The organism is Tardiphaga sp. GW821-FHT12E02 (assembly GCF_058807155.1).
In genome coordinates this window covers 2,061,659-2,084,388 of sequence record NZ_JBXAQK010000001.1, presented here as the reverse complement: position 1 = coordinate 2,084,388, position 22,730 = coordinate 2,061,659, and the positions used below count along the sequence as shown (strand labels likewise).

Genomic DNA, 22,730 nt, shown 5'->3' with positions numbered 1-22,730 from the left:
CTCCTTGCCGATGTGCAATCTCTACTCGATGACGAAGAACCAGGCCGCCATCCGACAGCTGTTCGCCGTCACCAACGACATCGCTGGTAACCTGCCGTCCATGCCTGGCATCTTCCCCGACTACTCGGCGCCGATCGTCCGGAATGCCGACGGTGGCCGCGAGCTCGCTATGGCGCGTTGGGGCATGCCTTCGTCGTCAAAAGCCCTCATGGACGCCACCGTGAAGCGCGCGGCGAAGCTGGAGGCCAAGGGTAAGCAGTTCGACTTCAAGGAGCTGCTGCGGATGGAGCCGGACAGCGGGACGACCAACATCCGTAATACCCCGAGCAAGCACTGGAAGCGGTGGCTGAGCGCCGAGAACCGTTGCGTCGTGCCGATCTCGTCGTTTTCGGAGTTCAACAAGCTTGCCGGTGGCGACATCTGGTTCGCTCTCGACGAGAGCCGGCCTCTGGTCTGCTTCGCCGGCATATGGACGAACTGGACGTCCGTGCGGAAGGTCCGCGAGGGTGAGACCACCAACGACATCTTCGCCTTCCTCACCACCGAGCCAAACGCCGAGGTCGGCGCCATTCACCCCAAAGCGATGCCCGTGATACTGACGACGCCCGAGGAGGTCGACGTCTGGATGCGCGCGCCATGGGAAGAAGCCAAAGTGCTGCAGCGGCCGCTGCCGGACCAGTCTCTACAGATCGTCGCGCGCGGATCGAAGAAAGACGGGGCCGAGCCGTCGTGAGCTGAGCGCTAACAGGCTCGACGGCGCTAGGCCTGCACCCTGATCCGCTGCCGCACCCGTTCGTACAGGTGAACTTCTGCCTTATGGAGAAGTTCGACGACGAGCGCGAATTGCTGGCGATCGATATGCGTCGCCCATCCACTCTCGCAGCGGACGACGAGATAATAGACGTCGCCATATTCCTCAACGCCACGCTTGAACGTCGCGGTCGCGCACTGAACGGTTCCTTTCTCCCGGGCCTGGGGGCCTGGAAAGAGGTTGCAATTATAGCGCGCCGCGAGTTCGGGGAACGGACCATCGTCCTTCTCACGCCTGCGGTAATGATCAAAAATCAGATCGGGCTGGCAGCCGCGAACGAGCCGGAAACTCATGCCGACGCCCGCATAGTCGTTGCGCGTGTGGCGTACTGGTGGATCGAAGGCGAGGGTCACTCGGACGCAGCGCTCGCCATTCCCAGCCTGGAACGCTTCCGGGATCGGAATGCGATAGACCGCGAAATGATCGAGAGCGAGTTCGTCCTCCGCGTAGAGCGTCACCCGCGCGTCGTCGGAAAACGCCGCGCGCTCGAGATCGACGAGACCATGACCGAGAACCGCCCGCGTCGCTTCTGGGCCGAGGAGCTGAAGGCGCTCGCGCGCGGCCTCAGGCACCTCCGCAGATCCGACGATCAGCGCTCGCACGAGATTAGCCGACGCCTGCGGGAAGCGCGTCAAAATCTGCGCTGCGCTGAACGCAACGCGTGGAGCGGCATAGGACGTGCCCGATCCTGCCGTGAAAAGCCGATCGAGGAAACTGTGATGCAGCGTCAACACGCCGGCGCTGCCGATATCCTCCCCGCCGCGCAGCCGCGCGACGACTGGGTCGAAAAACAGCGTACCGCCGATCTCGACAACGTCCGGCTTCGTCGCGCCCCCAGGACCGGGCCCAATCCGAGAGAAAGGCGACGGCTCATGCAAGCGGGTGATCGGTCGCACCCGCACGTCATCAGCCCGTTCGGCATCAAGGCCTTCGCCGTGCGCGAGCGCGCCAACTGTGATGACGTTCAAAGCGCCGGCGGGCTCGAAGAACCGGTTCCCGTCTTCCAGCAGATAGTTCGGATATTCGGTGACCGCCTGCTCGAGGCGGTTGCCGCCGCGGGGATGGCGATTACCGGAGGACAGGACGATGACGATGTTGAGCTCGCGCGCCAGCTCGTCCAGCGTCGCCGCCCATGTGCCGACCTTGCCGCCATCAAACACCCGCCTGCGATCGGCAAGCGCTATGACGAATACCCGACAGCCGAAACGCTGGTTCAGCGTCGAAATAGCCTCGCGCATCTGCGACGGCACCAAGCGGCGATCGTCGAAATCCCCGCGGTCGTTCACCACTTTTGCTGCGCAGATGCGGGCGCCGCGCTGCAAAGCCCCCGTATCGAGCTGCGCGCGCAGATCGCCGAATACGGCGATCCCTGCGACACGGGTCCCATGCCCCCAGACGTCGGCGGTGCCTAAATTCGCGGGCACACCAATCGAACCAGCGATAATGTCCGCCAAAAATGGGTGATCGTTGACGCCGCTATCGATGATACCAATCAAAGGCGCGTCGTCGCCAAGCGCATTCAGCGCCGGGGCGTCGGCGAGTGTCAGATCGAACGCCTCCGCTGTGGTCACGTCCGGAGCCGGCGGCAGATCGATGGCGGCAATCTCTTCGATCGTCAGCAACGTCCGAACGAGATCGCCGGTTAAGCGCGCTCGGAACATGCTGATCGAAGGGCCGACATAGCGATCGAAGACCTCGCCGGCTCGCGCCTCGACGTAGCTGGTCACCTCTTCGATCTTCCGCTCGCGCAGGCGCCGCTCGCCAAGATCCCAAAGTTCGACGTCGACGAGGTAAAATGCCTGCGCGGCGAAGTCGTCGACCTCGGCGACCCCCTCTTCACGTAAGCGAGAACCGATCCGGTCGCGGGGCTCGACCGAACCGATGCTGTCGATGCCTGCGACAAAGTTGATGTAAGGGGCGTGCTTTTGTCCGCCGAGCGGGCCGCCCTGGTAGGCATCGAGGCGCGCACGGAAATCCTGCATATCCTCACTTGATGCGAACAGTACGAGAGTGCGATCCGGATCGCTGGACAAGACCGTAAGCCCAAGCCGTTGCCAATCCTCTTCTAGGAGCGGGCCCGACATTTGCACGCGCAGAATTAGCGAGGGATCGACGAATTCGGGCTTGCGCCGACGTCGCTGTTCCGAAGTGGCCGCATCCAGTTCGCCGCGCAGTTTCGTCGTGTGCTCGTCGCGATCGCGCGTCGGCGGCGGCCCGCCGCCGCCGTGCTTGCGGCGCTCGAACTGCTTGGGGAGACGGACGAGCTCGAGATGATCGTAGCGGGCCACGGCGCGCCCTAGCCCGGCGGCGCAAGACGAGACCGTCCTGCCCGGCGTCGCGCCTCATCTTCAAGGGCGCGATTGAAGTCCCGTGCTTGCACCTGCTTGCGGCGATCGACGATCATCGACTTGACCGCCTGGCTACAGATCCGCTCGATCTCGGCGTAGGAATAGCCCTCCAACGTTGCGGCATGCCCCTGCGGATCGAACGCCGTCGGGACGTTCTTGAACTTGAGCCGCAAGAAGCGGGCGATCATGGCGCGCTCCGGCTTGTCGAACCAGACGACCTCGTCGAAGCGGCGCCAGACTGCCGGATCGAGCGAATGGTCGAGGTTCGTAGCAGCGATCAAAAAGCCCTTCGGCTGGATATGGTCGATGAACAAGAGCAGGCTGTTCACGACGCGGCGCAGCTCGTTGTGCTCGCTTGAGTCGTCACGGGAGCGGGCCAGCGCATCGAATTCGTCGAAGAAGAGCACGCAAGGTTGCTTGCGCGCGAATTCAAATGTCTTGCGCACATTGCTGGCCGTCTCGCCCAGATAGGACGAGATCAGCCGGTCGAGCTTGACGAGAAAAAGTGGCAGACCAAGCTCCGCGGCGAAGATCTCCGCGCAAAGCGTCTTGCCGCATCCGGGCGGGCCGCAGAACAGCAGCTTGGAGCGGACCTTCAGGCCATGGCGGCGGATCTCATCTGCGCGGCGGAACTCCTTGACCAGGCCGAGCAGCACGCGCACGTTCGTGGCGCCGAGAACGATGTCGGTTCGGCTATGGCGCGGTTCAATGCGCTCGACGAATTCCCCGGCCGCCTCCGGAAACGGAATTAGGGGCGCGAGCGCCTTCGGTCCAGCCGGCCGGCTCGGGCCCGTTTCGAGGGTCTTGCGCAGGCTGCGCGCCAAGACGCGATTGTTCTTCTTTTCCTCTTCGTCGATAATTTGCTCCGCCACGGCCCGGAACTCATCGTCCCGACCGTAACTGGCCAGCAATTTTTTCATCAACTCTCCGCGGGCCATGGCTCTGCTGCACTCTCTCCTGCCGGGTGATCATAACCTTAAAAGCAGAGTTTCACGATGGGGTTACTGCGCGATTTAAACAACGGATTACCTGACGCGCGCCGTCGAGGAAAGACGGTAGCGCCAAACCTTTGGTGGGGCCGCTCGGGAGGCCAGCCTTCGCTGTGCGCACCAGCGCTGCTCGGTTCGCCGGGTTGCCGATCTTGATCAGATCGAGGTCGAGATCCGGATCGAGCAGCGCCTTGTCGAGCAGCTTTTCGATGGCCTCCCCCTGCGCCCCGCGCACAGCGCGACGGGCCGCCACGGAGCCAAGGGCGGTCAACATGAAGCCGAGCGACGTCTGCCCGGGCTCCGAGAGGCATTCGAGCGGTTGGCAGCCTGTCAGGGCGTACCAATGATGGCTGCAGTGTTGAAGCCTGACAGGGAGTTCTGGCTGCCCGATCCGATGCGTTGACCGACTGCACCGGTGCCGCTCCACTCCATGCAGTAATTTGGACCGGGGTCGCTGCTGTTCCGCTTACGAATGATGTTACCGATCGCCGTCGTCTCTGCAGTGCTATCGACGCGTATAACGGAATGACCTTCTCGGCCGCATGAGGTGAAGATGTTGCTATTGATGATAGACCCGCGCACGCCCGTGCCGACATAGACTGCGGTGCTCGTCAGGTCCGTAAACTGGTTGTTCACGAACTGAAAATTGAAAGCATCGCCACTCCCTTTTTGCACGTTTGCGCCGATGACACCTGGCAAACCAGGGTCACCGCCGATGATGCAATTGGTGAACATCCAATCCTTGTTGATGCCGCCGACGCCTGCATAGGCGTGCACCCAATAGTCTTTCGGCCGGTCGACGATAACGCCCTGACAGCGCAGATTGGCAATGCCGGCGCCAGTCGACGAGATGAACCTGTTCCACTGCTCGCCAGTGAAATCGCTCAGCGTGATGCCGTCCCAATTGAAGTTCGCATCCGAGTGGCCGAACAGATAATTGCCGGCCTGCCCGACGCCGTTGAACTTGCCGCCGCGAACTTCAAGGATGCCGCCTGATTTCAGATCGAAAAACGGGACGTTCGATGTGCCCGGCTGCGCGATCATGTTGTCGACGATAATGTCGAGGCAGTCATTCGGGACGGCGTCACTGCCGAGCTGCATCAACCGGAATGGCGAGATGACATTCACGTTCAGGAACTGAACGAAGCGTGATTTTCGAAGGCGAAACGCCCCCGCGGCTGTCTGCGCTGTATTGGCGACGAAAGTCATATTCTCGAATGTGATATTCGAGGTGACTGCCGAGGGCGCCTGACCGATATCGAACCACCAATCTGTGGCCACGTTGAAAACGAGCCGCGTAGCATTTCGCCCCGCGCCGACGATCGACATGCGAATGTTCGGATCGTTGTTGGCGATGAGAGTTTTCGCATCCATGCGGAACGAGCCGGGGCCGAATAGAATTCGTCCCGAGCCTGCCGCCTGAAGATCTGCGATGGCCGCGGCCACGGCTGCTGAGCTATCGCCGACGCCTGACGGATCGCCGCCAGGATAGTTCGCGACGACAAAGTCGTTCGCGTAGCCGGAAGACGATGCCACGGGATAAAAACCCTTAGCGCCGACGTCGTTCGTCCCGTAGTAACAATTGTTATCTGGAGCGTCATTATCGCCCGACAGCGAGAACGCACCAGATGTAAGAACGATGCTTTTGTCGCCACTGTAAGTCGGGCCGGGAGCCCCCGCCGGCCCCGCGATAAGCTCACCAACGAGGATCCACTTGCCGGCGGCGAGATCGGTCGCGAAGACGCCCGAGGTGTGCGCGACAACGGCCCGATACAGCGCGCTATCCTGGACGACCGATTTTCCTGACAAATAGGTAATCGCGGTGCCCCACGCGTCAGCCGGCGAAAGCCCCGCGGTTTGCAGCGAAGGCGCGAGGCTGTCGAAGGTTACGGTCCCGTTGTTCAGCGCGCCGTCCGACCGGATCACGTTCTTCGTGAACGTTGAGAGGCTGGAAACCGAACTTTTCAGGCCTTGGAGGTCAGCATCCAGCTGCGTGCCGGGGAAACTGTTGTTGCCCTGAGACTGCTGAAATCCTGTATAGCTGAAAGTAACATCGTAGATTTGGGGATATGGCACGGCGGCAAAGCTCTCTCAGGCGCGATGAGATGCGCCTACGCTTGAGATGAGCGGCCGCACGAGATCCGCGGATAGATCGTGCTGATTGATAGTTGCCTGTCAGAGGCCTAACGTCAACGAAATCTTGTTGCTGATTCCGCTGTCGCTTGATCAATTTTGAGCTCTAGGGTGGCGGTGCATTCGCTGCCTTTGTTGGCCATCCCTCCCGACATCAGCCTCGCCAACACCGCGCCCTATCGCATGATGGCTTTTTTCGTCTCGTCTTCCGGTTCGCCGGCCAGTAGCTCGGCCAGGTGCGATGCTTCGTTCGGCAAATAGGCCTTCGCGGTCCGCGCCAGGGCGGCCCGGTTCGCCGGGTTGCCGTTCTTCAGCAATTCAGCAGCGAGATCCGGATCGAGCAGCGCCTTGTCGAGCAGCTTTTCGATGGCCTCCCCCTGCGCCCCGCGCACAGCGCGGCGGGCCGCCACGGAGCCGAGAGCGGTCAGCATGAAACCGAGCGACGTCTGCCCGCGCTTGTAGGCGTAGAACCGGCTCTGGATCGTCTCGGGCGTCAAGACGTTCGAGATGCCTTGCGTCGTGCCGGACGTGTTCGGCGCCTTCCCGCGCGACCGCAGATCGACATTTTTAAGCTCGCCGGCAATTTTCTGAATATTGCCAATGTGCTCAGGCTCGTCGCGATACAAACGTTCGGCAACCGCCTTGTTGACGGGGTTTTCAATAAATCGGTTGAACGCCTCGGCTGAAATAGGCTGGGCGCCGTCCATCGTGCGTGTCGTATTGCCACCGGCGCGGATGCCGCCCTTTTTCTCTGGGCCATTCATCAAATCCCAGAACGCCTTTCGCGCGCCGGCAACCGCCTCGGGCGCATCGTTGACGAAGCGTAACAGTTCGTCCATCGCCTCGCCGGGCTTCTTAGAAGTCAGGACGGTCTTCAAGGCGTCCTGCGCGCGCTCGTCGCCATACTGCAGGTATTTCCCGACAGTGCCGGTGCCGGCGCGCTCGGCGGTGCCGAGATCACGCGTCAGTGCGGTTTCTGCAGTTCGCGCGTCATCAAGCGAACGGCGAAGGCCCGCGGCATTGTCGAGCTCTCCGCGCGTGGCGTTGAAGCGCGGATCTGACAGGACCGTGTTGTAGCGGCCAAGGTATTCACGAAGCTGGTCAGGGCGATCGAGCAGGCCCCGATCTCGCACATCGGCAAGGATCTGATCTCGAACAGCCGTAACAGTCCTATCATCGTGGCCAGTCTCCCGCATAAGAGCTTGGAAATCAGCGATGCGGCCTTCATCGGCCTGCACGAACTTGCTCGCAACGGCGCTGTCCGGCTGCCGATACATGCCCTGCTGACGATCCAGCGTCTGAGCAATGGCCGTCTGCGGGCGCGTGAAGCGATCGTGGAAATCGACGGTCGCGGCGCGCGCCTGGTCGTAGCTCTGCCGCAACTCGGGCGGCACGGCATTGTCGAGATAATTGTCGAGCGCTTCGACATGCTGATTGATGATACGCGCCTCATTGGTGCGGCCCGCCGTCATGGCTTCGCGGCTCGCATCCGTGAGCGCGCTGCGCAGGCCTGTCACTTCGTTGATCGGCTGCGTGATCGCTTCGGTGACGGGCTGACCGTCCGCGTCGAGGCGTGGCGGATCGACCGGCCGCTGTCCGGAGAGCTCGCCGGGGATACCCGCCTCGCCGGGCTGGAAGCGCCGCGCCTCCGCGGTCGAAAGCCCTTGCCGGACACGACCGAACGACTGATCGAGCGGCGCCATGTCAACCTGAGCGCCGCTGTTGTTCAGCGGCTCCCACGCCCGCCGCAGCACATCGCGCGCCCCTTCGCTGGCGACTTCGAGCGCCTGACGGATATTGGCGCCGCGGCCCTCCCCCGTCATGGCCGGCTGCAAAGCTTGCGTGGCGCGTTCGAAGTTGTCCTGGGCGTTGGCGGTTTGCACGCCGGCATCGCCGAGCCGCCGATCGCGTTCGAGGCTCAGCTCGTTACGCAGTTCGGCCGGGTTGCCGTCCGGAGCGTTACGGTCCATCGCGTTGTCGATCGCCGACGTGTTCTCCGCGCGCCGCTCGACGAACTTGCCCGCGTTCGGGCCTGACTGACGGCCATATTCGAGCGCTGCGAGGCCGCTGTCGCCGGTGCGGTCCGCGATGCTCTCCTTGAAGCCTGGGATCGTGGCATCGACCCGCTTGGCGCCAGTAATGGCGTCAACGAGCGGCTGCGTGTCGATCGGCTTTCCGATTTCGCGCGGCAGCAACTGCGTGTTGTTCGCAATCCGATCGACAACAGCGTCCACCACATTTTCGTTGCTGAAGCGCTCACGCCTGCCAGCGGTCAGAACTTGTGAAATATCGCCGAGCGGCTTTCCGACCACGCGCGCGGCGCCAAGAGTACCGGCGCCGCCGAGTGCGCCCAGGATGTCGAGCGTGTTGTGAGTGGCGCTCCCCTCCTTCGCGCCGGCCAGATGCGAGACTTCGCCAGCGGCGGCGGCGCCGGCACCAGCCGCGAGCGCCGTGTTCATCTCCTTACGCACGAACCGCGCTGGGTTGATGGCGGCAGGCTCGACGAAGGTTCGCAACAATGGGCTCAATTCGCGAGCAGCTTGCGCGCCCATTTTGCCGGCCTGCACCGCAGCGCCGACAGGCAGCGCGGCCGCACCGACCTCTTCACCGATGCGGGTCAACGCGCGTTCAAATGTCGTGCTCGGCGCCCGAACTTCCGGAATGGCGCCAAAGCCGCCGAGAGCGTTGTCGATCGACTTCGATCCGCCGAACGGCGTTTGGCTCACGGGCACGCCGGCCACACCCATGACGGCGTTCACGATATCGACCGGCAGGCCGACGATGTTCGCGACGCCCTTACGCGCGCCGCGGGCCAAGTATGCGCCCTGATCGTTGACCACAGCGATCATGCTCCTATCACGCTCAGCCTCACTTGCCGCGGCAGGCTTCAACGAGCCGGTCACTGCATTTTTCAGCGTATCCATCCAGGATGTCGGCGCTTCCGCGGGAACAGGCGAAAGCTTTGCAAGATCCGCAGTGTTTCGCATCGACGCGACGTCCGGATGCGTCATGAGCTCGCGATTAGCCGTCTCACCTAGACTTCTAAGATCAGACGTCGGCGCCGGATAGTTCTTCGCCATAACGCCCTTGATGACGTCGTCGCTCGTCCCGTCTGGAAACTGCACAATGGTCCCGTCTGGGGCTTTGATCTGAACTGGATTGGCGTTCGCCGGCCCGCTGAAGCGCTTCTGCATGGCCGAGGCCATGACGCCGCGATCGGTGCCGTTGGGAAATTCAACAATGCTGCCGTCCGGTGCTTCGACTTCGATCATGACAGTCTCCGATATGGTGACGCGCGCCAGGCGCTCCGACTAATTGAGGGGGTCGCCAGTGACGTCGGCATACTGTCCGAATTGATGCATGATCACTGCGCGCTTGAAGACATCGCCACGCGCGACGATGCTGTGGCGGCGGACAATTACATCCAACTCCGCCGCGAGCAGCGCGACATGGTCGATCTGATCTAGGACCAAGTCCAAAGACCGCGTTGCCATGACATCAGGGCTTGGCTCGCCAAAAAGCTCGGTCAACATTGCCGCCGCAGTCACGCCGAGACTGATACGCTCAATTGGCACAAATTCTTGCAGCCATTGCGCCAAAACAGGCATAGCTCGCATTGAACTATGAGTTAGTCTGAACACGACTTCTTTTGACAGAGAGCGCGCGCCTTCAACTTCCGTAAGCTGCAAAACCGCTCGAAGGCCTAGCACCGCATTATATGCGACATCGATGCTCTGACTTGCGCGAGCGAACGCGGCCTCCCCTTCGCGGGCGAAATGCTCAGCGCGAGACCTAGCTTCGATTTCTTCAGTCATAACCGCCATTCGGATCGCTGCGCCGAGTAAGCGCTTTGCAAGACCATCGATGAGGTTGCACGTCTCATCGTTCGTATGTGGCTGCCCGACGGCCACTGTTGGCGGGTGCGGAGACCTTAGCTTGGTGTTCGGCGAATTGAAACGCCCAATCCGCTATCTTGCAGAATTCAGCGCAGGTAGACGAAGCGCGACTGCGCCGATTGGATCTTCAGTCGAACTGGCGCGGATTAGGCGCAGAATTCTCGCCACCGCCGAGAAATCGGTGTCTGAGAGAGCAGCAATTCTCGGCAACAGCGATTTGACGGCCAACACTCCGTCGCTCCACTGATCGCCGTCGAGCGCTGTCGCGACGGCCTCTGCGGCCAACCGCGCCGGCATGTTCGAGTATCGGTCCTCGCAGAGTGGCGAATGAACGCCGGCCAATGCTCGCCACTCAAGAGGGTCGAACAAGCGAGACGCGCGCTCTAGAGCGTCCCAGTAGAAGCCGATGGCGCTTTCGATAGCTTCGTTTGGGTTCGCGAAAGGCGTAGAATCATCGGCATAGAAGAGCGTAAACAGAACGTCGTCCGTGCAGTTCAAAACGACGCCCCTGCTCGGCGACGCTTTCAGCACGCGCAGCCTCGTCTCCGCAGTAACTAAATGCTCCGAAAGCTGCCCCATTCTCCCGCTCCCCTCAGATTAGAGTTGGATGGTACGACGATTTCAGCCTGAGTGGTGGGAAATTTGCGAGGCAAGCGCCTGTCTGCAAGCCCCCGAGATACCGCGCTAAAAAATTTTTATAGCGCCACTCGACGTGGCTCCAGAATATGGAGTCAAACCGTACCCGGGGGGTAGGTCCAGCCACCAGCCGGTGAGTGATTTGCTCGATTTCGCAATCTACTGCCAAACTCAAGTTCAATACTGGATGACAGACGCAAGACATACAACGCGATAAGTCGCAGTTTTCTATAAGCTTTGTTGTATCTCGCAGATAGGCATTTTGTCGCTTAAAAAATGTGTTGCCAGACACGCTTTGGCTAAGTGTCTCTAACATTCTCTAACATAGGGAGAGGATGAAGATGCCTAACGCTTCAATCGCAACAAAGTATGAGTTGAGAAAGATCCAAAGCTACGAACAGAAGCAGTATAAATCGATACTGGCTGACATTGAACGCGCGATGCGCGCCGCGTGCGATGCTTCGTCCTTACCTCGATATCGGCGGGCTCGCGAAGACGACGTCATGTTTCATGGAGCGGAAATCGTGACACTTGAGCTGCATGCACACAGTAAGAGGCTACGAAATCTCTGCACGTCTACGATCGAAAGGCTTGGCATCGTACGGGACTGGCCCACGGCAGGCGAAACCGACACAGAGACTTCCTCGAAAAAGCGCGCCGATGACGCCAAGTTCGAGGCTGACTATCTTCGCGAAGTGAAAGGCGATCTGACTGCGATCGAGAAGAAGCTGGTCAAACGCAGCGTGTTGCCGGCTGAGCGCCAGACCCTGGCGGCAACACAATTACGCCTTCAGTTCGAACTCGTCTGGCTTGAAACATTTATTAAAAACGGAATTCGTCGGCGCATGTGCAGTAGCTTGATTGAACACTTCGAAATCGACCGCGAAGCGGTCTTGGCGAAATACTCCATTTGATAACTGTTATCCGCAGGCCGAAGAGATTATAGCGCGGCGGCCTGCGGCCATTTTACTAGTTGAGACGCTTCTGCACTCGGATCACGGTCACGGCGTGCCAAGGGCCGCCGTTTGGCGTGGCGATCTTCCGCTCATTGAGCGTGGCCGCAATCTTCCGAGCTGACATTCCAGCCAACTCTTCAAAAATCGGACGCAGCTCTGCAGCGCGCGCGGCGGCGGCGTCACGGTTCTGGATGCCCTTTGCGTTGAGGCCGCCCAACTTCACACCCTGCGCCTTTTTGGCAGCCAGTGCATCTTTGGTGCGCCGCGAGATCATGCTGCGTTCTTTTTCTGCAAGGGCGGCGTAAAGGTGCAGCATGAAGGGGTCCGCGTCAGCACCGAGCTCGGCCACGATGAACGGCGTTCGGTGCGACATGAGGCCACTGATGAAATGGACGTCGCGGCTAAGCCGATCGAGCTTCGCGACAATGATAGGCGCCTTGTGCTGCCTAGCGGCTTTCAGCGCTGCTGCGAGCTGGGGTCGACGATCGAGCGCGTCGGCGCCCTTCCCGGTCTCGACCTCTTCGAACGTCTGGATCAGGTCATAGCCTTCCGCCTCCGCGAACCGCACTAGGGCGGATTGCTGCGCTTCGAGCCCAAGGCCCGATTTGCCCTGCTGCGCGGTCGAAACCCGGGTGTACGCGATGGCGGTTTTCATGATCAGCCCCTGCTCTGAAACACTGCAACGAACGTTGCTATGTTACATTTACCGAATGCAACATAGCAAGGGGTGTGTTTCACTCAGTCAAATAGGCCGCCCTTGCCAGCGTGATCTGCACCTGGGTCGCCCCGCCGACGCAACGCAGCCAGCTCAGTATGCGCTTTCCGCGACGCGGCCCGCAATTCGTCGGCTGTCATTTCGTGCAGATCTTTGCCGGCACCGGCACCAGCTTCTTGCGCATTGAAAAAGCCGCCTGCACGGAAAAGCGAATTTACCGCTGATGCCTTGGCAGCCGCTGACGCCTTTGAATCTGCGCAAAGCGCCACAGCGGTTCGGTACGCGATAACGGCGCCCACCGTCCGCAAGCGGTGGTTGAGTTCGTCACGCAGCTGATCGTCCGGTACATCGTCCATGCCGTCATCGAAATCGCTCACGAGAAAATCCCTTCCTTATCATTTTCGGGTTGGTCGGTCTGTGCATTCAATCGAGCGAGCTCGGCGAGCACTGCAGCGCGCTCGGCCAGGAGTTTCGTCTTTTCCGGGCTGTCAGGTCGGCGGGGAGCCTCGCCAGAGAGCAAAAGCCGGATCTCGGCATCATTGCGCGCTCGAACGCCCTCGGCGCTCCTGGCGCCCCCCGAGCCCGGCTTGTGCGTCCGATGCCATGCCTCGTGTCGCGCGCGCTGCTCAGGCGTCATGGCCGCAAGGCGGATAGCCCGCTCTTTGGCATACGTTTCTTGACGGCGAAGCTTCGCGTTGAATTTCGCAAGCCCTTTTGGCGTCGAGCAATCAACAGGCTGCATGACATGCCACTGATCGCCGCCAGGTGTCTTCCCGCCATGGATTGCGCAGCGGCCATTAGTCATGGCTGGATTGACGCACGGCTCTCCGTCCCGCTTACGCGCAGCACCGCAGCGAGGCGCCTTAGCGAAGGTCGCCAGATTGGCGCGCGCTGACGCACGAGCGATCTGCCGGAAGTCGGCCCCCTTCCGCCATGCGTCACGGCGCGAATTTTTGGAGCGTGGCGCCCTCATGACACTCTCGCTGATATGCGCTGGTGAGGTAATCCGGTTGCGATCGACCGACACGCGCGCTCAAGCATGGAGCGCTTACCGTCAAAACGTATGCCTGAGCGATGGCCTCCGCCTAGACATACAATGGATGCTGACCGATCCATCCTTCCTGCGAGAGAGAGCGGCGATGCGGGCAGGCAGCGGAGCAAGCCGCCTCTCTTATAGGGCGTTGCTACGCTGCTCAGCCAATCTTGCTCAGCCCAAAAACGTGTCGCATTATCAACATGTTGCAAGCCATGCTCAGCATCTCCGCCATTGCTCAGCCGCTTGCTCAGCGCTATTGCTCTGCCAAACAAAATCAATGACTTATGAAGGTTGCTCAGCGTTGCTCTGCCGACGAAAGCGGCATACGTTTTTGATGCCATCATCCGAAAAGCCCTTCCTGTGGCGGGGCACTAGGGTTGATCGCGCGAACTACCCGATAGCCGGAAAGGCGTTTCTTCTTGTCGCGAATATCGACGACGATGTCACCAGCGTCGGCCCACGTTCGAAGAAGCTGTTCTGCCTTTCCGGGCTCGATATCGAAAACCCGGGACATTACTGCAGAAGCTCGCCGTTCACGCGAATGGTATGTTGCTCCCCACGGCTTGCCTTCGTCCCATGCTGTTGCCATGGCCGTGAAGACGTCGGTCGCCAACGCAGGCGTCAATGCCCTGTCCGGACCGATCGACTGTTCACATCGCTCCGGCACCCACGAACTGTGGCCATCCTCAAGGCCGACCAGATCGAAGCGGTAAGGCTCAGACCAGCCGTCCGGCCCATCTTTCTGCTTTTCGCATCTGAGGTGGCCGACACTGGCACCTTTTTCGCGATCAAGCCTAAACACGTAATCCGCTGCTCCACTCAGCACTGTGGAGCCACGAATATTGCCGTCCTTTCCGGCGTGATGGATGCCAAGCACCGCACACTTAAACGTATCGCGGACGCGGTTGCAGGCACTTATGAAAAGCGACATATCCTCCTGCGCGTTCTCTTTCGCACCGGGAATGGCCTGCGACACGGTGTCAACGACGATCAGAACAGGCCGCGCCCCGATCGATAATTTGATTGTGCGCAACAGTCGCTCGACATCTGACACGGTCATGAAGTTGATCGTTTGTTCGATCATGACGAACCTCTCGCTGAACTTTGAAAGGCCTCTCTTCTTTAGCCACGCCAGAATGCGGTTGCGGAAGCCATAAGATCCCTCAGCAGCGATATAGACTACAACCGTATCAGCACCCGCATTGACTGCATCCCCGTGCCATGTCGGCAGCCCGTAAGCGATATGCAGTCCCATATCGAGAGCAAGAAACGTTTTACCCGCGCCGGGTGCTGCGTAGATAATGCCGACGCTGACTTCCGGCACATGCCGGTCGACAAGATATTGAAGGGGTGGCCTGTTGACGAGACCGTCGATCCGTATGACTTGGTAGACATCCGTCGGCTTCGTCTCAGCCGACTGTGTGAACAGCGGTTCTTCGTCGGGGATCACATCGAAGAACCGATCTATATTCTTAAATTCGACCGGGTTTTCACGCTCGGCTATTTCGAAAAGCCACGACGCTCCCCTCCGGAACGGCGGCTTCATCCGCGCCCATTCCGAAGCCACGACCGCCGGATCGTTGGCGCCGTTCTCCCATCTTGAACACCAGTCACTGAACAGCTCGAAGGCCTCGTGCTGATTGTCGGGCAGCGCAGCTTTGATCGCGTAGCCGTAGCTGACATAGTCCTCGCGAGCGCCGAAAACCTTATTGGTATTCGGGGTGGCTCTGACAGCTTTACTGACGGTTTCGAGGTCGCCCTTTAGACTGGCCTGATTGATATCGGCGCCGCCGCCCTCGGTGATCACTTTGGACGCCGCTGGCAGCCTCGTCGCTAGTTCTTCGAGGAACGCCTTCACCTGCTGCGGTGTGAAGACAGGTATCTCCGCGAACGGCTTTAGCGCGAACGGCCAGTAGTATGGCGCCATAGTCTTCGGATGAATGCCCTCGAAGACGGCCTGCTTTCCCTTGCCAAGTATTTCACAGCGTTCGAGCTTGCCATCGATCAAGGGCCCGAAATCGATCCGCATGTAGTCCATCGGGCCTGACACCCGAATTAGGTAGCCAGCTTTCGGCGGATTTCCCATCCTGCAACAAAGGACGCCGAAATGCTCGGTGACGAGCTGAAGCGCGATTTGGGCGAAATTCGAATTCATCGTATCGACATCGATTAGATGAAGGCCGTTTCCCATCTTCACGCCAACGCCCGCACCCATCGCATTCCAACGATCAAGGCTGTCGTCAGCGGTCCAGTTTAGCCAGTCGCCTGAGTACCAGTGCCCATCGGACCCTCGCAGACCGGGCGTCTTGCCGCGACCGTCCTGTTTGGTGCCGACGCGGCTGTAAAGCGAAGACCGTTCGCTGATCTCTGCGGTAGGTGGAATGACAGGCACCAACTCACGATACCCGAGGTCCCACAGTCTTTTAAAATGGTTCATTCGGCCCTCACGCACGACCAGCGACAACACCGGAGGCTCGCGCCCAGCTCGGCATTGTGAAAACGACCGCGCGTAGGCTGTGCTTGACGCCGCCAGTGCTCAGGGCGACTGCGAGGACTGGCGTCTTGCCGGCCGCTAAGATCGAGCTCATCTCACGTAGCGCATCAGGCATAGCTGAAAGAAGAACGCCTAGAGCGGCGCTTGCGATGCCATTCCAGGCGATACCACCAGTTCGGAAGCTTTCGGATGCATGACGGCTCCACTGCCCCCAGAGCTGGATCGAGACTGTGTTTGCAGTGACGTCGGCCAACATCGGTGCGGAAACCGCCAGTTCGTTCAGGCAAGCCGCGCCTTGCCTTGCGAGGTGATGAACGTCGTGTTCGCTCATGCTGGTGGACATGCCGTTGCGCCAGATCTTATCGCGAACGACAATCACCAGGCGGCCTCCTTGCCCGTAGAGCAGGCCATCCGAGATTGGCTGCGACAGTGCTTCGTCTAAGTGCCGTCCAATAAAATCGAAAATCGGAGCTAGGCCGGCCAGGTTATCTTGGTGAGGTGAGCAGGCTTGACGTACCGCAGCAACGCAAGGCCCAACGACGGCAGGTCCAGCCGCCTTCGAGAGTTGGCGCGCGCGTTTGCGAGATCGCTTCGATTTAGAAATGCTCACGATCGCAGCCCCGCAAGAGCAATTTCTTTGCGCTTCGCTCGAGCTTCGCTGCCGCGGTCGCGAGGCGTCCAGTCTCTGGCCGAATTGATGAGCGCAATCAGGCTCTGCGTATCGACGAGAGTGCGACCGCCGAAATCTCTCAGCTTGAGCCGTCCTGCATCCGAGAAGCGATAAAGCGTCGCGATTGAGACGCTGGAGACCTCGGCAGCGATCTTCAGACTGAGAAACGCGCGCTCTCGCCAAGGCGTAGAGCCCGCAAGTGTCGTTGCCGACGATACAATTGGGTGTGGTTGATCGTTGCGTGCCAAGGGGCCGCCCTCCTGAAAAGGGTTTCGGGACGCGTCGCTTTCAGGAATGCATGCTGACTGTAAAACTTGGCGACTATCAAAGCGCGACGATGAGAGGAGGATACGGAGAGTAGCCGTGCTTTGTCAAGGAAAAGAGATGTAAGTTATTGAAACGACATACGTTTGAATACCTTCGGCATACGCTTAAAGACAATTTTTCTTGGCAGTCGTTGGTCTTACGCGTGCATCCTTGTCTCGCCATGACGGCGTCCAAGGCTCTCGAATGATGAGCAGCGCGCACTATGCGAAGATTATTCGCTACGTTCGGACCCAAAGAACCGAAATGCCCACTAGTGCTCTGTCAAAATTATCGCGCCTTGGCCGCGGCAAAGCCCCACTAGCGAGCGCGGGGCTTTTGGACAGTCGAAGACGGGTGGCGATAGCGATAAAGCGCCCCACGTTCCGGATAACCGTTTGAATACGACGTAACGAAGCCACGCGACTCTTGTAACCGCCGTTGATAGCCAGGCGAATTCATCACATTTCCGCCGCCCCCGCCTCTAGCAGCAGCTACGTCTGACATCATCAGAACGGCGATGAACCCAAGAAAGGTTGTTGAGGCACTGCACCATGGTCGCTTCATGACTCACTCCTGATATCAAGCATGCAATTGCAACATGAATGCCTTGTTCCTACGGGCGCAGAGCGTTGGGTCACCTAAAAGCTCGGGTATGCTGCTCGGCCTTCGGCTCCACCACGTCCCACGCCAATCCCAATTTTTCAAACAAGCGGATGACCAGATAGGTCGTGTCCAACTCCCACCAGCGATGTCCGTGGCGCGCCGAGCGCTGGTCGGCGTGGTGGTTGTTGTGCCAACCTTCGCCGTGAGCCAAGAGTCCGATGAAAACGTTATTGCGACTATCTTCGCTGGTGGAGTAGTTGCGGTAGCCCCATAGATGCGTGATGGAGTTCACGGCCCAGGTCTGGTGCCAGACGAAAACTGTGCGAGCGAAGACACCCCAGACAACGAAGCTCATCGCTATCACCACAGATGCCTCCCAACTGGCATACTGCAACCATCCGGTTATCAAGCCCGCAGCGAAAAAAAGGTTGAGCTGGATCAGCAGGATCCTGAGCTGGCTGTAATTCCGCTCCAACGCGACATAGAATGGGTCGCGCAACACGTCGCGGGCATAGCGATCATAGATGCCGAGCCGCGAAAGGTCTGGGTTCTTCACGAGCAGCCAGCCTATATGCGCCCAAAGAAAACCCGCCAGCGGGCTATGCGGGTCAGGTCGCTCGTCAGCCTTTTCATGATGGCGGCGATGCACCGCGACCCAGCGCGAGGGCGTGTCCTCAGCGCAGCAAATGGCGCAGATAACAAGCGCATGCTCAAGCCACTTTCGGCATTTGAATCCTCGATGGGTGAGTAATCGATGGTAGCCGACATTGATGCCAAGCAAACCGAACAGCCGTGCGGAAACGATCGCAACAAATACAGCGATCCAGTCGAAGAAAAACGGAAACAGTGCCAGCAGCGCCAACGCGTGGAAGCCGCCGATAACCGCGGTATTCACCCAATCGACGCAGTAAGGCTTGACACCCTTGGGCAATGCGAGTTTGGAAAATGCAGTGGACGACACTGAAGCAGATACTGCAACGACACGAGCATCGGCCCCCTTTTGAGAAGACCGAGCGCCGCGGATCGAGGGGTCGCATGGCGAATCTGACACGTCGCTCCAGTTCTAGGCGGCAGGCTACTCCGCCTATGTCGAAAGCACATCGTATGTACGTTACACGCTGATGTATCGGACTAGCGAATGCGCAAGCTCGCTAACCCCCTTCTACGTTCGTTATGAGGCAGACGTCCATCGAGAGCCCGCGCTTTTCTGCGCTACCGCTCACTGCCCGTACTTGATCAGCACCTGCTGACACGACCTGGAAATGCGCGGGCGGTTTTGCTGGAGGCATGACAGAACCATCATGTCTCCCCCTTGAATGGCTTGAGTGCAAAACCGCTTTACGCTAGCTCGACACGCAGCTTGATCTTCTGGAGTTCCGCTGGAGCCCTGAGCGACGGCCCCGTGTGAAAACGCGACGAGGGCGACAAACGTAAAGATCAGCCGTGTCATAAACGCTCCAATGTTGCGCTCAACAACAGACTATGGCCCTCCCCGTTCCGTTAGCGCGCGTCCTAACTGTCGGGGCGCCATATTCTCGTGTTTTGCACCGGCCTAAGGTCGTGACGCCCAGCCTTCAATGGCCAGCGTTGCGCGAAAGAAATACCGGAGCGTTCGATGGACTTAAGAGAAGCCAAATGTGCGTGCGGCCAACTGACGGTAACCTGTGCAGGAAAGCCTTCAGTTGTGGCTATGTGCCATTGTCTAGATTGCCAGCGACGCACCGGCAGCACCTTCAGCGTGCATGCCTGGTTTCCGATAAGCCAGGTTCGCTTGCCGAAGTTCGGATTGCGTCGATTTTCACGCAAAGCAAACAGCGGGCGAGAGGTACGCTTCGGGTTCTGTCAGAACTGCGGAGGAACGATCTTCTGGGAAGCGGACCTTCGTCCGGAATTTGTGGCGATCGCTGTCGGTGCCTTCGCTGATCCCGCATTTGACGCGCCCACCGAAGTGTATTTTGCCGAACGCCGGCATCGTCCGTTGCCTGCTGGCAATTGAGCGCAGCGCTATCTTTCCCTTGTTTCAGATCAATTCTCGTACATGGCGGTTGTGCTATTCGCCTTGATGATAACTGACGTGGAGGAGTTGGACATGATTGACCATATGGCGATCAGCCCCCGCGATCTTGAAGCTGCAAGGCAATTTTACGATGCAGCGCTCACCCCGCTTGGCATCTCTGTGGTGATGGAGGTCGCTGCCGATCAAAGCGGCGGCTACCACGGGATAGGCTATGGCGTTGGGGAAAAGCCGAGTTTTTGGCTTTCCAGCGACAGCCGCTGCGCCGCGCCATTCGGATCGTGCGAGTTGGGTGTCCACATCGCCTTTGCTGCTGGGAATAGAGCTTCAGTTGATGCCTTCTATGAGGCTGCGATGGCACAAGGCGGCCGAGACAACGGGCCGCCTGGCATTAGGCACCATTACCATCCTTCATACTATGCAGCGTTCGTAATCGATCCAGACGGGGTCAACGTCGAGGCAGTCTGCCAGAAATCAGCGTAGGTCACCGCACCTACGAATAAAGAGCGCTCCTCGAGCCAGATGGCTTATGACAAACCAAAGACACTTGCTCTCGCCCGCTAGTTGCGCTCAGATTGATACGGGTATGGGAGTGTTTCTGGTGCGCATATTGTTCTGTGCAACTGCTGTTGCTTTCCTCTTAGCTTCACCTGCTTTAGCCGAACCTGGTGCCGTCGGCGGTGATCTTGGTCAGGTAAACAAGTCTCTTTCAGGTGCAGCGCAAGCGCCGACTGAACCAAATCGAGCAGCCAATCCACAAAAGGGACCGAGACACAGAACTGTCAAACGCGAAGCTCCATCGTCGCGCCAAGCCGCCGAGCCGGACCCCTCGTCTGGCAGAACATGTTCATCTACGTTCACTGAATGTCAGCGACTATCACAACCCCTTGGGCCAGCGGGCCTCGCAAAATGTAGCGATTATAAATCGGTGTGCATGAAAACGGGCGAGTGGAAGAGCAGTTTTCGGCAGTATTCGAATGTCGCTAGGCGCTGACGCAGATGGCGCAGGAACCAAAGCGACCAAGTCGAAAGCGTCGCAGTCCAAGCATTGCTTCCGAGCTCAAGACTCCTGAGACTGCCACCCACCCCGAGGAAATGCGGGCATCAGGGGAGCTTCACTTCGGCGGTCTGGTGCTCAAGGGTACCGCACGCGTGACGCCGGCTGGACTGATCTGTGCGGGGATCACAGGCGTCGCGATTTAGTTGGCCGCTGCCGGGCTGGTGCGCGCCACCCGGCGATAAATTAGGCCACAACAACTACTTCCACGATTGCTGTCGGCAAAATTTGCGCGCAGCTTTGGTCTTGTCTTACTCGACGTTTTACGACTGATTACCTGCCACCGCTACCGCGGCCGGCGAGCCCGCAACTGCGGATTCTCCAACGACAGCTCTGGCGTTCGCCGCGCCGCCAGTTCAATTGTTCGACGGCGCTCCATGCGCCGCGCTGCTCGTCACGGCGAGCTATCGCCCTGAGCGGCAGAGTTTGTTGGCGAAGATGGCGACTCAGGAGACGTCCTCTGCTGAACCTATGCGAATTGAGAATGCCACCACGCTGGCGATCAGACTCGCTTTGTCCATGGCCGCTCCCGCTTACTTTTCGCCGCCTCCGGCATTGCAGAACGCATCAAATTCGTTGAATTCGCCGATGTCGAAGCAACTGACGATAAACGCTTCGCCTATAATGCCGGTCAACAGCCGCGGCGAGCACTTCCAGTGCTTCAAGTTCTGAAAAAAAACACAAGGATCACGGCGAAAGCTACAACGACAAGTCCCACGCTCCACACCAACACGTTCCTCACCGTCGGCCCGCGCTCAGCGCCTCGGGCTTTGACCGCCGACTTCACTTCCACGCCGTTCTCGTTCTTCATAGCTGCTCATCCTCCCATATGAAAAGCCGCCCGGGATTTAAACCGAGCGGCCTTTTTGGTGACTGCTGTTTCCAGTTCCGCCGCCGGTGCAACAACTGCGGCACGGCGCCATCGTTCCCAGCATCGATACGATAGGTGGCCCATAGCGGCGAAAACGGAGAATTACCCGTTACCTCGTGCGCGGTATGTAAAAGGTGAGTTGATTGGCAATTCCGACGGCTTAAGTCGACCGACTAGGAGGCGGAAGTGGACTCGCGCGATGATATGGTGGCGTCACCAGCAAGCTGAGCCAAGCCAGCCTCGATGGCTTCGAGATCTTGCGTCAGTGTCTGGAGCAGCATCTCGTAATCGAAGTCGGATCGATCTTCGATTGATCGAATGCGGCTTGCCCATTGGTCACGCATTGCCACAAGTGCGTCTTGACGACCAACGCGGACATATGACTGCACGATCAGCCGCAGCGCGACAGAAGACATGTCTAACGTCGCTCAAAGGCTGGATTGGAGGCGACCACCGAACGGGTCTCAAGCTCCTGCGCAATTCGTAAGGCTTTGGCGGCCTGAAATGCCTTACGAACATTCACGTCTTCTGATGTTGTATCGAAGGTGATCAGCCGATTGCACTGCGGGCAATTCAATTGAAAGCCATTCTTGATTCGGCTACCACGCTCGCGGAACGTCGCCGTGCAGCGAGTGCACCTAATCTTGATCTTCTCTTCCGGCATGTTCTTCCCAATGGTATTTTATTTTGCAATCAGACAACCCTGCGCTTCTTTTCTTAATCGAATATGAAGTGCCGCCTGGTGCCAACAATGGTTGCGGGCCTCTCACACTGTGCGACATTTGCTCAACTGATTTGTCCGAAAACTCCGGAGTGTTGGCCAAGAATAGGCCGGCCCCCTATTCGACTAGATGCAGACACTATGTCGCGCACCGGACACAGTTGTAGTCCCATTCGTGTTACCAGAAGCACATGGTGAAACGGTCTATTACTAAATTCTGGACTGACTCGGACGTCGCCAAGCTAATTGCCTTGGCTGACGCAGGTGCGTCCCTGCTCAGAGCATCTTCCGCTCTCAATAGGCCATCTAGCTCCGTGGCGAGAAAAGCACGCGAACTCGGGAAGAGTCTTCCAGGGGTACGCGCAATGAAAGCTAGAATACGTGATCTCGAGCCGAACAACTAACGGACGGTGCCAGTAAACGGATTTCGCGACCTTTCGATGCCGTTGTTAATCTCGTTTCTGCACGACGTGA

At 59.2% G+C, this 22,730-nt stretch carries 22 protein-coding genes; 5 read left to right on the top strand and 17 right to left on the bottom strand.

Annotated features, from left to right (window positions below):
• The first annotated feature begins 10 nt into the window (after positions 1-10).
• Positions 11-733, top strand: a complete 723-nt coding sequence (locus tag AC1RQ5_RS09850; RefSeq protein WP_493198596.1) for an SOS response-associated peptidase — start codon at positions 11-13, stop codon at positions 731-733.
• 26 nt (positions 734-759) lie between these two features.
• Here the strand turns inward: AC1RQ5_RS09850 and AC1RQ5_RS09845 are convergent, their stop codons facing one another.
• The 7 genes from AC1RQ5_RS09845 to AC1RQ5_RS09815 all read right to left on the bottom strand — a co-directional run bounded on the left by AC1RQ5_RS09845 (position 760) and on the right by AC1RQ5_RS09815 (position 10,756).
• Positions 760-3,099, bottom strand: coding sequence for a S8 family peptidase (locus AC1RQ5_RS09845; RefSeq protein WP_493198595.1), 2,340 nt, complete (start codon positions 3,097-3,099; stop codon positions 760-762).
• 8 nt (positions 3,100-3,107) lie between these two features.
• Entirely contained in the window at positions 3,108-4,079 is a 972-nt protein-coding gene (locus AC1RQ5_RS09840) for an AAA family ATPase (RefSeq protein ID WP_493198593.1), read from the bottom strand.
• Positions 4,080-4,149: 70 nt separating this feature from the next.
• Complete coding sequence (locus AC1RQ5_RS09835; RefSeq protein WP_493198592.1) at positions 4,150-4,422, bottom strand: hypothetical protein; 273 nt, start codon at positions 4,420-4,422, stop codon at positions 4,150-4,152.
• A 56-nt stretch (positions 4,423-4,478) separates the two neighbouring features.
• On the bottom strand, positions 4,479-6,224 hold the full coding sequence (locus AC1RQ5_RS09830) for a hypothetical protein (protein ID WP_493198590.1): 1,746 nt from the start codon (positions 6,222-6,224) through the stop codon (positions 4,479-4,481).
• 233 nt (positions 6,225-6,457) lie between these two features.
• Positions 6,458-9,475, bottom strand: a complete 3,018-nt coding sequence (locus AC1RQ5_RS09825; protein ID WP_493198589.1) for a hypothetical protein — start codon at positions 9,473-9,475, stop codon at positions 6,458-6,460.
• 117 nt (positions 9,476-9,592) lie between these two features.
• A complete protein-coding gene (locus tag AC1RQ5_RS09820) occupies positions 9,593-10,096 on the bottom strand; it encodes a hypothetical protein (protein ID WP_493198587.1) in 504 nt (167 codons plus the stop codon).
• 153 nt (positions 10,097-10,249) lie between these two features.
• Entirely contained in the window at positions 10,250-10,756 is a 507-nt protein-coding gene (locus tag AC1RQ5_RS09815; protein WP_493198585.1) for a hypothetical protein, read from the bottom strand.
• A 398-nt stretch (positions 10,757-11,154) separates the two neighbouring features.
• Between AC1RQ5_RS09815 and AC1RQ5_RS09810 the strand changes: the two genes are divergently transcribed.
• Complete coding sequence (locus AC1RQ5_RS09810; protein ID WP_493198584.1) at positions 11,155-11,727, top strand: hypothetical protein; 573 nt, start codon at positions 11,155-11,157, stop codon at positions 11,725-11,727.
• A gap of 55 nt (positions 11,728-11,782) precedes the next feature.
• Here AC1RQ5_RS09810 and AC1RQ5_RS09805 read toward each other — a convergent pair whose 3' ends face one another.
• The 8 genes from AC1RQ5_RS09805 to AC1RQ5_RS09770 all read right to left on the bottom strand — a co-directional run bounded on the left by AC1RQ5_RS09805 (position 11,783) and on the right by AC1RQ5_RS09770 (position 19,043).
• On the bottom strand, positions 11,783-12,424 hold the full coding sequence (locus AC1RQ5_RS09805) for a recombinase family protein (RefSeq protein ID WP_493198582.1): 642 nt from the start codon (positions 12,422-12,424) through the stop codon (positions 11,783-11,785).
• Positions 12,425-12,507: 83 nt separating this feature from the next.
• Positions 12,508-12,861 (bottom strand): hypothetical protein, encoded by a 354-nt coding sequence (locus AC1RQ5_RS09800; RefSeq protein WP_493198580.1) that lies wholly within the window; start codon positions 12,859-12,861, stop codon positions 12,508-12,510.
• A complete protein-coding gene (locus AC1RQ5_RS09795) occupies positions 12,858-13,457 on the bottom strand; it encodes an HGGxSTG domain-containing protein (RefSeq protein WP_493203367.1) in 600 nt (199 codons plus the stop codon). The genes AC1RQ5_RS09800 and AC1RQ5_RS09795 overlap by 4 nt, the downstream gene beginning before the upstream one ends.
• Before the next feature lie 403 nt (positions 13,458-13,860).
• Complete coding sequence (locus tag AC1RQ5_RS09790) at positions 13,861-15,957, bottom strand: AAA family ATPase (RefSeq protein ID WP_493198579.1); 2,097 nt, start codon at positions 15,955-15,957, stop codon at positions 13,861-13,863.
• Positions 15,958-15,964: 7 nt separating this feature from the next.
• Positions 15,965-16,393, bottom strand: coding sequence for a hypothetical protein (locus AC1RQ5_RS09785; protein WP_493198577.1), 429 nt, complete (start codon positions 16,391-16,393; stop codon positions 15,965-15,967).
• A gap of 227 nt (positions 16,394-16,620) precedes the next feature.
• Positions 16,621-16,932, bottom strand: coding sequence for a hypothetical protein (locus AC1RQ5_RS09780; protein WP_493198575.1), 312 nt, complete (start codon positions 16,930-16,932; stop codon positions 16,621-16,623).
• Positions 16,933-17,624: 692 nt separating this feature from the next.
• Entirely contained in the window at positions 17,625-18,554 is a 930-nt protein-coding gene (locus AC1RQ5_RS09775; RefSeq protein WP_493198573.1) for an acyl-CoA desaturase, read from the bottom strand.
• 258 nt (positions 18,555-18,812) lie between these two features.
• Positions 18,813-19,043: a cysteine rich repeat-containing protein gene (locus tag AC1RQ5_RS09770; RefSeq protein WP_493198571.1), complete on the bottom strand. Its 231-nt coding sequence runs from the start codon at positions 19,041-19,043 to the stop codon at positions 18,813-18,815.
• Positions 19,044-19,208: 165 nt separating this feature from the next.
• On the opposite strand from AC1RQ5_RS09770, the gene AC1RQ5_RS09765 reads away from it, so the two are divergent.
• The 3 genes from AC1RQ5_RS09765 to AC1RQ5_RS09755 all read left to right on the top strand — a co-directional run bounded on the left by AC1RQ5_RS09765 (position 19,209) and on the right by AC1RQ5_RS09755 (position 21,336).
• Positions 19,209-19,589 (top strand): GFA family protein, encoded by a 381-nt coding sequence (locus tag AC1RQ5_RS09765; protein WP_493198570.1) that lies wholly within the window; start codon positions 19,209-19,211, stop codon positions 19,587-19,589.
• Positions 19,590-19,682: 93 nt separating this feature from the next.
• Positions 19,683-20,090, top strand: a complete 408-nt coding sequence (locus AC1RQ5_RS09760; protein ID WP_493198568.1) for a VOC family protein — start codon at positions 19,683-19,685, stop codon at positions 20,088-20,090.
• Positions 20,091-21,024: 934 nt separating this feature from the next.
• A complete protein-coding gene (locus tag AC1RQ5_RS09755) occupies positions 21,025-21,336 on the top strand; it encodes a hypothetical protein (RefSeq protein ID WP_493198566.1) in 312 nt (103 codons plus the stop codon).
• 372 nt (positions 21,337-21,708) lie between these two features.
• Here AC1RQ5_RS09755 and AC1RQ5_RS09750 read toward each other — a convergent pair whose 3' ends face one another.
• Positions 21,709-21,951, bottom strand: a complete 243-nt coding sequence (locus AC1RQ5_RS09750) for a hypothetical protein (RefSeq protein WP_493198564.1) — start codon at positions 21,949-21,951, stop codon at positions 21,709-21,711.
• Positions 21,952-21,953: 2 nt separating this feature from the next.
• Positions 21,954-22,199 (bottom strand): hypothetical protein, encoded by a 246-nt coding sequence (locus AC1RQ5_RS09745; protein ID WP_493198562.1) that lies wholly within the window; start codon positions 22,197-22,199, stop codon positions 21,954-21,956.
• Between the last annotated feature and the right edge of the window lie 531 nt (positions 22,200-22,730).